Raw genomic sequence first — 12,082 nt, forward strand, 5'->3', positions numbered from 1 at the left:
AGCCTTGCTAAAAATGGTAAACTAATAGTTAGCTGTAAACCGTCAGTTTGACGGTTTTTTATTTGGTAGAGATGAAAGATAAGGAGTTCCGAAGCCATGCAAATCGAGTTTTTAGGAACTGGTGCCGGCGTTCCAGCGCGTTTTCGTAATGTGACGAGTATCGCGCTACGCCTGCTTGAAGAAATTAATTCCGTTTGGTTGTTTGATGCCGGTGAGGGCACACAAATCCAGATGTTGAGTTCAACGATTCGACCTCGAAAGGTTGATAAGATTTTTGTGACGCATTTACACGGTGACCATATCTATGGATTGCCGGGATTGTTGTCATCACGCTCATTCCAAGGCGGTGAAGATGAATTGGTTATCTATGGACCTCATGGTATCAAACAATTCGTTGAAACAAGTTTGCGCGTTGCCCAAACGCACCTAACATATCCATTAAAGTTTGTGGAGTTGCCTAATGAAGGTGGCGAAGTGTTGCGCACAGACAAGTTTACAGTGACGGCTTTGCCTTTGGACCACAAAATTTTGTCATTTGGTTACCGCGTTGTGGAGCATGATCACGCCGGTGAGTTGTTGGTTGAGCGTTTACGTGAGATGAACGTGCCTGCTGGACCGCTTTATGGTGAATTGAAGCGTGGTAAGGACGTCACTTTGCCTGACGGACGCACGATTAAGAGTGCTGATGTGATTGGGCCAGCCAAAAAGGGCCGCACGGTGACGATTTTGGGTGATACGCGTAAAACGCCTAACTCAGTTGTTCTGGGTCGTGATGCCGATGTTTTGGTTCACGAATCAACTTACGGTAAGGGTGAAGGTAAGCAAGCCCGTAATCACTACCATTCAACAAGCATGCAGGCTGCTGATGTGGCGAAGGAAGCTGGTGCTGGACGTTTACTATTGACGCATATTTCAGCACGGTACGCTGGTAAGTCGGCCAACGAGCTCGCATACCAAGCGCGTACGACGTTTGAAAACACGCGAGTTGTGAATGACTTTGATGTCTTTGAAATTCCATTTGGGAAGCAAAGCAACAGCAAGCCGATTAAATTAACGCCAGTAGATGATGAAGAACTAGAAGGATAGGAGGCCAAACGATGATATCACCACGCTATCAATGGGATTTTCCAGCTGTAGCCAATGAAGGGGCTGCCAAAGAAATCGCTGAGACATTCGGTGTTTCAGATTTGGTCGCTAAAATCTTAGTTAATCGTGGTTATGACACTGTTGAAAGTGCCAATGCCTTTTTGCGTCCGGGGATGGATGCGCTGTATGATCCGTTTTTGTTGCACGACATGGATGTGGCAATCGAACGGATTATGACCGCTATCGACAACGGTGAAAAGATTGTCGTTTACGGTGATTACGACGTCGACGGCATTACCAGTACAGCGATTATGACGTGGGCTCTTGAGTTGATGGGAGCTGACGTGAGTTATTATGTACCGAACCGTTTTAACGATGGTTACGGGCCGAATATGGCACAATATCAACGCTTGGCTAGCGAAGGGATGCAGTTGTTGATTACGGTCGATAACGGTGTCTCTGGTCGCGAAGAAGTCAATTGGTTGATGGCCAATGGCGTTGATGTCATTGTGACCGATCACCACGAATTACCAGAACAATTGCCAGATGCAGTCGCCGTCGTGCACCCACGTCACCCGGCAGGTGATTACCCATTTGGTGGCCTTTCTGGTGCCGGCGTGGCCTTTAAGGTGGCATCAGCGTTACTAGAAGAACCAGCCGATGAAGTGATGGATTTAGCTGCGTTGGGTGCAGTTGCCGACGTTATGGAATTGGTAGATGAGAATCGTGCGATTGTGGCGATGGGCTTGGCCAACTTGAAAGAAGACCCACGCCCCGGTTTGGCGGCTTTGTTGGAAGTCGCTGGAACTGCCCAAGCGGATATTGATTCAATGACCATCGGATTTACGATTGGTCCTCGTTTGAATGCATTGGGACGTATGGCTGATGCAACAGACGGTGTGCGTCTATTGTTGTCAGATGATCCTGAGGAAGCTAGTGAGCTGGCTAAGCACATTGATAAATTGAACCGTGAGCGTCAAGACTTGGTGGCGTCAATTTCTGAAGAAGCACTTGCGCAAGCAGCCAAGCTAACAACTGATCCAGTGTTGGTGGTTGCCGGGAATGGTTGGCACGAAGGTGTGTTGGGAATTGTTGCTAGTAAGTTAGTTGAGGCGACAGGTAAGCCGGCCATTGTTTTGAACGACGAAGACGGTTCGATGAAGGGATCTGGTCGTTCGGTTGCTGCCTTTGATTTGTTTGCCGCCCTTGATGGCCACCGTGATTTGTTGACGGCGTTTGGTGGTCACGCCAGTGCAGCAGGTATGACGATTCCGACGGCCAACTTGCAAGCAGTACGTGATGTTTTGCGCGCAGAGGCGGCCAATCAACATTTGGCGGAAGCCGGTTTGCCAGAAATTCGAATCGCTGCGGAAGTGACAGCCAAGGACTTTAACCGTCAAAATTACGAGCAATTGCAGGTGCTGGCACCATTTGGTGAAGGAAATCCGGAACCGTTGTTCGCCGTTAATTTGGCAGGCGTACAGAACGTTAAGACAATGAGTGAAGGCAAGCACTTGCGTTTTACAGCCGAAACATCTGCCGGTACATTACCAGTAGTTGCGTTTGGTCGCGGGCCACTTGCTGATGATCTAGCGGGTCGTTTTGAGTCAATTCGCATTGTCGGGACGATGAGTGAAAATAGTTTCCGTGGGGATGTGTCATACCAAATGATGCTGACGGATATCGAAGCGAAAGGATCGTCATTGTTGGACTTGCGTACGACGCGTTTGACGACCCAAACGTTCGCTAACCCAGCCACATATATTTTCTTTAACAAGAAGCATTATGAACAGCTGGCGCCAACAATCAAAGCGCCGGCTGAAGCGTTGTATTGGGAAGATGCCTTCAACCGCACAAGTGTGGGTACAATGGCCTTCGTGGATATTCCTGATGATATGGCACAGCTGGGTGATTTATTGAAGTTTGTGCCGGCTGGTCGTTTGGCACCCATTTTTTATGCCAAGACACCGGCATATTTGCAAAAAGTCCCTTCAAAAGCAGATTTTGCGAAGGTGTATAAGTTTGCGCGTTCATTCCAAAATATCGCACTGAGAACGCAATATGATGCGGTTTTGGCGCACCTGGGGATGGAACGTTCGATGTTAACGTTGATATTACAGGTGTTTTTGGACGCAAAGTTTGTTACAATAGTTGATGGTGTTTTAAATGCCGTACCCGAGCCAGCGCCAATGGCGCTAGAGGAAACTGCTAGTTATCAGCAATTCCTGGCTCGTCGGCAACTTGAAGAGCAATTGATTTACAGTTCAACTTCTGAATTGGAATCATTACTCACGAACCTAAGTAAGCAGGAGAGCTAAGCAGATGTTGGATTTGCATGATTACGTTGCCTCAATCCCTAACTTCCCAGAAGAAGGGGTTACGTTCCGCGACATTACGCCTTTGTTGGCAGATGGTGCCGCGTATGCGGAAGCAACGCGTCAAATTACTGAATTCGCTAAGGAGCGTGGTGTTAACGTTATCGTTGGCCCAGAATCACGCGGATTTTTGGTTGGGGCACCGGTTGCCCACCAAATGGGAATTGGATTGGTTCCAGCCCGTAAGCCAGGCAAGTTGCCTCGCGAAGTTATTAGCCAAAGCTACAAGCTAGAATATGGTGAAGCAACTTTGGAACTGCACAAGGACGCTATCAAGCCTGGTGATAAGGTTTTGATTACGGACGATTTGTTGGCCACTGGTGGTACAATCGAAGCTACGATTAAGTTGGTTGAAGCCCTTGGTGGTGAAGTCGTTGGGTTGGCTTTCTTGATTGAGCTTAACGCTTTGCACGGTCGTGATCGTCTTAATGGTTACGAGTTGTTGGCATTGATGAATTACTAACAAAAATAGGACCATCTGTTCGATTTGAACGGATGGTCCTTATTTTTTAATAAATTGAATCGCGATACAAACCAACAACCTTACCTAGAATGGTGATGTCAGTTGTGATGACCGGTTCGTGGTTATCATTTTCTGGTTGTAGGCGATATTGTGATGCTTCACGGAAGAAACGCTTGATTTGCGTTTGGCCATTATCGGGCTTTGCCACAACAATGTCGCCGTTGTCTGCGTCATTTTGACGACGCACAATCATGTAGTCGCCATCTAGAATTCCGATATTAATCATCGCATTACCACGATTACGAATCATGAACAAATCACCTTCAAAACGAATCAAATCATCGGGTACAGGGAAGTAATCGACAATATGATTACTTAGATGTTCATCAGATGTAATCGGTTCGTTTTCATCCATGATGGGCATCATGGTCTTGTTTGGCTCGTGTAGACCAAGTGCCTTGATACCCTCTGGTGTCACGTCGATTGCACGTGGCTTATCGGGGTCTTTGTGAATGTAACCTTTCTTTTCCAAACGGCTTAAGTGACCGTGAACCGTTGAAGATGATGAAAGACCAACGCCTTCACCGATTTCACGAACGGTTGGCGGATACCCTTTTTCGAGTTGTTTTTCGTAAACAAAACGGAGGATCGCAATTTGATTACTTTCTTTTTCGGCCATGAGCTGAAGGACCTCCTAATTCGAATATATTACTATCTATTTTACTTTTAATTCGAGCGGAAATAAAGTGGGGGCAGGAATGATTGCGTTTTCGTGTTAAAATAGATGAAAAGCAGATAAAGGTGGTGAAAACCATGGCAGAAACAGAACGTATGATGGCTGTTCGTACCCGCATTAATGAATTGGCAGCCAAGGCGAAGACGCCTGAAGGATTGACTGACGACGAAATCGCAGAGCGAGCAGAATTGCGTACGGAGTTCTTGGATAATTTCAAGGCTGCTTTCCGTTCACAAGTTGAAATGTTGCAAGTTTTCGATGAAAACGGTAATGAAGTTACACCTGAAAAGGTTAAGAACATTCAACGTGACAAGGGATTGCGTGACAACTAGTGAATTTTTTGGGAACAAACCCAGGATAACCTAGTCAAACGGGCGTTTATTCGCTACAATAATATACGAATAACATAATGGAGTAATATGATGAGCACTAGTATTTGGATTTTGATTGTCATCCTTGCCGCAGTCTTGGGTGCAGTTGCAGGTTTCTTCTTGGCACGTCGCTCAATGCAAACGTACTTGAAGAACAACCCACCTATCTCAGAAGAGATGATGAAGTCAATGATGGCTTCAATGGGTCAAAAGCCTTCACAAAAGCGTTTGAACCAAATGATGGCTCAAATGAAGGCGCAATCTTCTTCAAAGAAGTAAGCTTATATTAAAGGACCGGACCGCGTGGTTCGGTCCTTTTTTACGTACTAGGCTTCGAAAGAAGTGCTGGAAATTCTATGTTTTTGAATTAAATGTGAAATCATTGTGTATTGTTTCACGTTGTAATAAATTAATAAAATATTAAGGTGCCTATTGTAATGAACGTGTCACATTCAATTGTTATTCTAATAACATCAACAACAGGGGTTATGTTTATATGACATTGTTTAAAACGAAAACTAAAAAGGCATTGGCGCTCATCGCAGCAGTCGTTGCCGGTTTCACGTTTGCGATGGGGATTGATGCTGGTCACTCAGCTTCAGCAGCCGGCCAAACGGGTTACATTCACGATGGTTCTCAATACAACGGGGGGTATCGTTGGTATGAGGACGGTCAGTTATTTACTGGCTTCCGATTCTACATGGGAACGTACTACTGGTTCGTAGATGGTGTTCGTCAAAACGCCGGATGGCGCGAAGCCTGGGGCTACAAGTACTACACTGATGACAGTGGACGTGCCGTACAAGGTAACGTCGTAATCGACGGAACTGCTTACAACTTTGGCGACAATGGTACGTATTACTTGCGTGGTAACGGATCAGGTTACTTGTTCGACGGATCACCAGCTAACGGTGGATACCGTTGGTACGAAAACGGAACTGTTTACACGGGATTCCGTTACTACACGGGAACGTACTACTGGTTCGTTAACGGTGTTCGCCAAAACGCTGGATGGCGTGAGGCATGGGGACACAAGTACTACACTGACGAACAAGGTCGCGCTGTTCAAGGAACTCGCGTAATCGATGGTAAGTCATACTTCTTCGGTAACGATGGTACGTACTACTTGCGTGACGATGATGCTGGTTCACGAATGATTGCGGAGGCTAACCACTGGCTTGGAATTCCTTACCTTTACGGTGGGGCAACGCAATACGGTGTTGACTGCTCAGGGTTCGTTTACTTGGTTCGCCAACACGCGCACTTGACTGATTTGGGTCGCACGACGAATGCACAAGCTGCATACTTGCGTTCACACGGTTCACAACCAAAGTCAGCCTCACAAGCACAACCAGGCGACTTGTTGTTCTGGGGTTCAGTTGGTGGTGAGTACCACGTTGGTATGTACATTGGTAACGGTCAAATGATCGACGCACCACAACCTGGTATGACAACTGGTGTTCACCAAGTTTGGGGACAACCATTGGCTTACCACACAATCTAATAACAAATGATTAACACGATCTGCTTCGACGGGTCGTGTTTTTTTGTTGCGTCGCGTGATGGCAAAAAGAAAACGCCGGTCAAAATTTGACCAGCGTTTTGTATTACTTTGATTCAATTTGTTCCGTCTTTGGCTTGGGGTCGATGTACACCCAAGTTGGGTCGATTGACTTGTCAATCTTATCGAAAGCATCAGTCAACGTATCGCCGAATTCGGCCATTGTTTCGTCGGTTAACTTAATCTTCTTGTCGACGTAGATTGGATCACCGAAGGCCATCTTCACGTTGTTACGCTTGAACAAGTCGCCAAACTTAACAGGTCCTTGGTAAACCATTGGCACAAGTGGGGCGCCTGACAACTTTGCAATCATCATCGCGCCGCCCTTCATTTCTTGTGAGTGGCGGCTTCCTGAAGGGAACATGATGACGCCAAGCTCAGTTTTCTTTAGGTTATTCACCGGAATCTTAATTGCTGATGGACCTGGATTTTCACGATCAACGGAAAAAGCATTGGCGTGAACCAAAATCCAGCGTAAAATAGGATTCTTGAAGAGTTCTTTCTTGGCCATGAAGCTAAACTTGTGTGGCCAAGCAGCAAGAGCGAAGAAAATTGGGTCCCACCAAGTGCGGTGTGGGCCAACTAAAATATAATTGCCTTGAGGTAGTTTGTCTTGACCTGTCAACGTGTAACGGCCGTTAATTAGCCATACCACTCCGGCAGCGACATAACGAATAAATGTATAGAACATTTGGTTAATCCTCCTAATAATAACGATTTATTATCCCACAGGTTAGGCAATCTTGGCAAACTAACAGGAGAAAACATCATGGACGTGAAATTATTACCCGACGAACGGGTCGACATGCTTTATAACGATGAAGTACATATTATTCAGAGCAAGGAAGTGTTTTCCTTCTCGTTAGATGCTGTTTTGTTGGCGAACTTTGCCCAACCCCGTAAAAACGGCCGGGGCTTGAATGTTGATTTGGGAGCTGGAAATGGAGCTGTGTCATTGTTTATGGCCCACAAAGTTGCCGGTCAAATCGTGGGCGTTGAAATTCAAGAGCGATTGGCTGATATGGCGACGCGTTCGGTTCAAATGAATGATTTGACAGATAAAATTACAATTATCAATAAAGATATGCGTGATATCTTTGATGATATTCGACCAGGTTCAGCGGATATGGTGGTATCAAATCCACCATACTTTACGGTCGATAATGAAAATACGGTGATGCACGAAGATGAGCACTATGCGATTGCGCGTCACGAAATTAAGGCCGATTTGGATTTGGTGACTTACACGGCCAAAAAGTTGTTGAAGAATAAAGCACACTTTTTCATGGTGCACCGTCCTGACCGTTTGTTTGAGATTCTTGAGTCATTGCAGAAAAATCATTTGGCACCTAAGCGGATTCAATTTGTGTATCCTAAGGCTGGTGAACCAGCTAATGTCTTGTTGATTGATGCCATTAAAGATGGTGCCTTAACTGGCGCCACCATTTTGCCACCAATCGTGACGCACAATGACGATGATACGTACACGAAGGCTGTTTGGGACATTTACGAAGGCAAGAGTAATGACTAAACCGTACTATATGTATGTATTGCTGACCGCTGATAACACCTTTTATGGCGGCTTTACGGATGATGTTGGGAAACGTTTCGCAACACACGAGGCGGGTAAAGGGGCGAAGTACACACGCCCAGCCAGTCGGCATCCATTGAAGCTGCTGTATGCAGAGGCTTTTGATAATAAGTCAGATGCGTTGAGAGCTGAGGCGGCTTTTAAGAAGTTGAAGCGTGTTGATAAGGTAGCGTTTTTGAAGGAACATGGTGTGACGGATTTTGAACCGGCAAAGCGGGATTAGTAGTTGACTACTTACCCAAAATCATGTATCATTTGTTCTTGGTCTTAGACCATAAAAAATTACTCACTAGTTCTCAATAGTTCTACGGTGTGCCCGCAAAGGGTCGCGGAATTACATGCGAGGCTAGGTGGAAAAACATTTGGAGGCAGATACTCATGGCAGTTATCTCAATGAAGCAATTGCTTGAAGCTGGTGTTCACTTCGGACACCAAACTCGTCGTTGGAACCCAAAGATGTCAGAATACATCTTTACGGAGCGTAACGGAATCTACATCATCGACTTGCAAAAGACGGTGAAGTTGGTTGACCAAGCTTACAACTACGTTCGCGACGCAGCTGCTAACGGTGCTACGGTTTTGTTCGTTGGTACTAAGAAGCAAGCTCAAGATGCAATTGCTGAAGAAGCAACTCGTGCAAACATGTACTTCGTAAACCACCGTTGGTTGGGTGGAACGTTGACTAACTGGTCAACGATCCAAAAGCGTGTTGCACGCTTGAAGGAATTGCGCGCAATGGCAGAAGATGGAACTTTCGATCGTTTGCCAAAGAAGGAAGTTGCTTTGTTGAACAAGCAACGCGAGAAGTTGGAGAAGTTCTTGGGTGGTATCGCAGATATGCCTAAGATTCCTGACTTGTTGTTCATCGTTGATCCTCACAAGGAACAATTGGCTGTGCAAGAAGCACACAAGTTGAACATTCCTATCGTGGCTATGGTTGACACGAACGCCGACCCTGACCAAATCGATGTGAAGATCCCATCAAACGACGACGCTATCCGTGCCGTTCGCTTGATCACTGCTAAGATGGCTGACGCTATCATCGAGGGTAACCAAGGTGAAGACGCAGTTTCTGCAGATGACTTCGCAGCTGAAGGTGCTGACAAGGCAGCTTCAATCGAAGAATTGACTGAAATCGTTGAAGGTAACAACTAATTCGATTTTAATCGGTTAAAAAGAGCACTTACTCTGTACTAGGCCCCGTCAAGTTGACGGTGGAAATAATATAAAATTTAACTAGGCGCTCGCACCGCCGTAAATGGCCATATTCCGGAATTCTTCCGGGGTATGGCCATTTATAGTTTCCGAACGTCGAATCAAGTTGAAGTAATCAATTCCTGCTTTGATTGCCTTAACTGCTTCCTTGAATGTGAAACTGTGTTGCTTATCCCACCATTCGACTTTGAAGTCATTCCAAAACTTCTCCATGATGGCGTTGTCGTATGGTGTTCCCGGGCGAGACATACTGCGATGAGCGTTGTGTCGCCTTAGATAGTTTTTGAAAGCACCAGAAGTATACGCTGCGCCACGATCTGAATGCACTAAAACATGTCGTGGATGCCCGCTAATTCGATATGCGCGCTGAAAAGTTTGGACAGCTGCAGCTGAAGTTTCTGTTTCGCTTACGTTAAATGAAAGAACGTACGTACCGTATAAATCAATCACGGCTGAAAGTTTAAGTGTGTGTTCTAGGTTTGCGCCGTAGCGCAATTCAGTCATATCAGTTGCCCACTTCTGATTAGGCGCTAAGGCAGTAAAGTCCTGATTCATCACGTTATCAGTGATGTACATTTCATTTGTCTTAATATGGTTGTGCTTCTTCTCTCGGATATCCGCACGGATACCGGCGATATGCATCAAACGACGAACGCGTTTGTGGTTGATACGTTGAGAAATTTCTTCATCAAGATTGATGTACATCGTCATTCGCTTTACCCCGAGGTTGTGCTTATGAGCTTCATCAAGGCCTCTGATTTTCTCCATCACGAGTTGGTTTAGTTGATCATTCGCCGTTTCAGACCGCCTAAGCCACTTATAATACGCTTGCTTAGATACTTCGGCGGCCTCGGCTAATTGATAAATAGGATATGCCGCTGGATTTTCCTCATGAAGTGCATGCATTGCTTCGTACAACAGCACGTTAGCGACCCGGTTTACAGTTACCTGCCTTTGCTTAAAATCTCTTGTAATTTTTTTGCTAGGTCTAACTTCATCTGTTGGGCCTTTAACTCAGCCTTTAGACGCTTATTCTCAAGAACGAGCTTATCCATTTCTGATAACTCGTCTGCTGTCTTCTTTCGACCACGGCCATCACGCAACGCTTCGAATCCACCAGCTTCAACCTTCAATACCCATGAGCGGACTTGTTGGTAGCTTACTTTAAACTCCTCTGAACTATGGGTGAAGTTGCGGTCGTGTTCGATTGCGTATGTTGCGATTTCAACTCGCTCTTCGAATGTTGTCTTGCGTGATGCCATGGTAACTCTCCTTGTACCTGCGCCTGAAGAACGCAGTTCTTGATTCCCATTATACTTTGAAACCCAATCAGATATTTGACTATCACTACGTAGTTTGAATCGTCGTGTCAATTCTCGTAATGTTCCTTCACCAGACAAGTAAGCTTGCACAACTTTACGCTTAAATTCCTTAGAATATTTTTGATTATCTGGTGATTCGCTAAGCCCCTCCATACCGAAATTAGCGTATAACCGCAACCAGTTATGCAATGCATTCAGCCCGACATTATTCGATAAAGCGAAGGCTCTCATAGATAAAGAAGACTTTTGATACAATTCAATCATCTTCAATTTCTCTTTAGGTGAATATTTTGATCTAGACATAGAAAAATCCCCTAGAAGTTGACGGAAGAAATTTATATTATTTCTTCCGTCAACCTCTAGGGGACTATAGCAACTCTCGGGTAAGTGCTCTTTTTGTGTTTTTAGCTGATGAAATTCAAAAATCTGTTCATGAAAAGTCTTATAAACATCATTGTTACATTGCTGTAACTTATGTTATGATTATGACAACAAATAAGATTATACGGGGGACAAATCGATGAAAGGCGTAAAGGCAATTGGCATTGTCGCACTAGTATTTTTGCTAGGGTTTGGTGGTGCGATGGCATGGAATGTTGCTGACGGTCGCGATACAACGACGCAGGAGGCTAAGCAAGCGAAGTCAAGCTCAAAGGTTGTAAAGTCATCATCAAGTAGTAAGTCGTCAAGTAGCTCATCTGTTTCATCAAGTAGTTCGTCAGTTACCGGCTCATCTGTTGTGTCTTCAGCACCGGTCGTCAGCGAAGCGACGTCACAAACTGAAGTTGCGTCTGTTGCCGTACAGCCTGCTGCAACATCTGTTACGGCTGAGTCTGTAGCACCAGCACCAGTGAGTGATTCTGAACGTGCAGTTAATGCGGTGGTTGCATACGCGCGTGACCACGGTTCACTTCGTCAGGGTGTGACGTTCTACATTACTTCAAACACGGGATCAGTTTATCAAATCGAATCACGTGAAGATAACCCAGTTGATCCACAAGTAACGAGCACTGCGGGGATGTATCACTATGATGCAACTACTAACCAAGTGACACAATTGGATGATGTGACGGGTGAATTCAAGTAGTTTTTGACGTGTTTTCAGAAAATTGTGTAACATTTTGTCACATTCAAGCGTGATAAGTAACGAAAATACCAAAAAATAAACCTTTAATTATGAACTGAATGTGAAATTGTGAATTAATTAAAATAGGCCGAAACCCTATGTAATTAGGGTTTCGGCCTATTTTAATTTGTGAACATTGTGTGAATTACAACTTGTTTTATCGCTGTTATACATGTGTTACGTGCACTCGATAAGATTATATCTGTTGTTAAGGCGACGACAAAATACGATTTAAG

General features: G+C 45.1%; 14 protein-coding genes. 10 read left to right on the forward strand and 4 right to left on the reverse strand.

Annotation, left to right across the window (positions count from 1 at the left end; translation table 11 throughout):
• Positions 1 to 96 precede the first annotated feature (96 nt).
• The 3 genes from rnz to OIT45_RS10060 are packed head-to-tail and all read left to right on the forward strand — an operon-like array spanning position 97 to position 3,924.
• Positions 97 to 1,086 (forward strand): ribonuclease Z, encoded by a 990-nt coding sequence (gene rnz, locus OIT45_RS10050; RefSeq protein WP_199404241.1) that lies wholly within the window; start codon positions 97 to 99, stop codon positions 1,084 to 1,086.
• A gap of 11 nt (positions 1,087 to 1,097) precedes the next feature.
• Complete coding sequence (recJ, locus tag OIT45_RS10055; protein ID WP_199404240.1) at positions 1,098 to 3,404, forward strand: single-stranded-DNA-specific exonuclease RecJ; 2,307 nt, start codon at positions 1,098 to 1,100, stop codon at positions 3,402 to 3,404.
• A gap of 4 nt (positions 3,405 to 3,408) precedes the next feature.
• Positions 3,409 to 3,924: an adenine phosphoribosyltransferase gene (locus OIT45_RS10060; protein WP_199404239.1), complete on the forward strand. Its 516-nt coding sequence runs from the start codon at positions 3,409 to 3,411 to the stop codon at positions 3,922 to 3,924.
• A gap of 46 nt (positions 3,925 to 3,970) precedes the next feature.
• Here OIT45_RS10060 and lexA read toward each other — a convergent pair whose 3' ends face one another.
• On the reverse strand, positions 3,971 to 4,603 hold the full coding sequence (lexA, locus tag OIT45_RS10065) for a transcriptional repressor LexA (RefSeq protein WP_161690487.1): 633 nt from the start codon (positions 4,601 to 4,603) through the stop codon (positions 3,971 to 3,973).
• Between the two features lie 134 nt (positions 4,604 to 4,737).
• On the opposite strand from lexA, the gene OIT45_RS10070 reads away from it, so the two are divergent.
• From OIT45_RS10070 to OIT45_RS12590, 3 genes are all read left to right on the forward strand, one after another.
• Positions 4,738 to 4,992 carry a DUF896 domain-containing protein gene (locus OIT45_RS10070; RefSeq protein ID WP_135798007.1) on the forward strand — a complete coding sequence of 85 codons (255 nt, stop codon included), beginning with the start codon at positions 4,738 to 4,740 and terminating at the stop codon, positions 4,990 to 4,992.
• Between the two features lie 90 nt (positions 4,993 to 5,082).
• Positions 5,083 to 5,310 (forward strand): YneF family protein, encoded by a 228-nt coding sequence (locus tag OIT45_RS10075; protein ID WP_135412082.1) that lies wholly within the window; start codon positions 5,083 to 5,085, stop codon positions 5,308 to 5,310.
• 217 nt (positions 5,311 to 5,527) lie between these two features.
• Positions 5,528 to 6,535 (forward strand): NlpC/P60 family protein, encoded by a 1,008-nt coding sequence (locus OIT45_RS12590; protein ID WP_135798006.1) that lies wholly within the window; start codon positions 5,528 to 5,530, stop codon positions 6,533 to 6,535.
• 103 nt (positions 6,536 to 6,638) lie between these two features.
• Here the strand turns inward: OIT45_RS12590 and OIT45_RS10085 are convergent, their stop codons facing one another.
• Positions 6,639 to 7,283 carry a lysophospholipid acyltransferase family protein gene (locus OIT45_RS10085; protein ID WP_135519710.1) on the reverse strand — a complete coding sequence of 215 codons (645 nt, stop codon included), beginning with the start codon at positions 7,281 to 7,283 and terminating at the stop codon, positions 6,639 to 6,641.
• A gap of 78 nt (positions 7,284 to 7,361) precedes the next feature.
• Between OIT45_RS10085 and OIT45_RS10090 the strand changes: the two genes are divergently transcribed.
• From OIT45_RS10090 to rpsB, 3 genes are all read left to right on the forward strand, one after another.
• The gene (locus OIT45_RS10090; RefSeq protein ID WP_118703884.1) at positions 7,362 to 8,123 is read left to right on the forward strand and encodes a tRNA1(Val) (adenine(37)-N6)-methyltransferase; all 762 of its coding nucleotides are present in this window, start codon (positions 7,362 to 7,364) and stop codon (positions 8,121 to 8,123) included.
• Entirely contained in the window at positions 8,116 to 8,406 is a 291-nt protein-coding gene (locus OIT45_RS10095) for a GIY-YIG nuclease family protein (RefSeq protein WP_135798003.1), read from the forward strand. Before OIT45_RS10090 ends, OIT45_RS10095 begins: the two co-directional genes overlap by 8 nt.
• A 155-nt stretch (positions 8,407 to 8,561) precedes the next feature.
• Positions 8,562 to 9,338: a 30S ribosomal protein S2 gene (gene rpsB / locus OIT45_RS10100; protein WP_003607713.1), complete on the forward strand. Its 777-nt coding sequence runs from the start codon at positions 8,562 to 8,564 to the stop codon at positions 9,336 to 9,338.
• A gap of 81 nt (positions 9,339 to 9,419) precedes the next feature.
• On the opposite strand, the gene OIT45_RS10105 is transcribed toward rpsB, so the two are convergent.
• Both OIT45_RS10105 and OIT45_RS10110 read right to left on the reverse strand, forming a co-directional pair.
• Positions 9,420 to 10,322 carry an IS3 family transposase gene (locus OIT45_RS10105; protein WP_264330023.1) on the reverse strand — a complete coding sequence of 301 codons (903 nt, stop codon included), beginning with the start codon at positions 10,320 to 10,322 and terminating at the stop codon, positions 9,420 to 9,422.
• A gap of 20 nt (positions 10,323 to 10,342) precedes the next feature.
• Positions 10,343 to 11,023 carry a transposase gene (locus OIT45_RS10110; protein WP_264340053.1) on the reverse strand — a complete coding sequence of 227 codons (681 nt, stop codon included), beginning with the start codon at positions 11,021 to 11,023 and terminating at the stop codon, positions 10,343 to 10,345.
• Positions 11,024 to 11,240: 217 nt separating this feature from the next.
• On the opposite strand from OIT45_RS10110, the gene OIT45_RS10115 reads away from it, so the two are divergent.
• A complete protein-coding gene (locus tag OIT45_RS10115) occupies positions 11,241 to 11,807 on the forward strand; it encodes a hypothetical protein (protein ID WP_199404843.1) in 567 nt (188 codons plus the stop codon).
• Positions 11,808 to 12,082: the final 275 nt, after the last annotated feature.

This window comes from Weissella sp. LMG 11983, from assembly GCF_025908495.1.
In the GTDB taxonomy this organism is placed as follows: domain Bacteria; phylum Bacillota; class Bacilli; order Lactobacillales; family Lactobacillaceae; genus Weissella; species Weissella fermenti.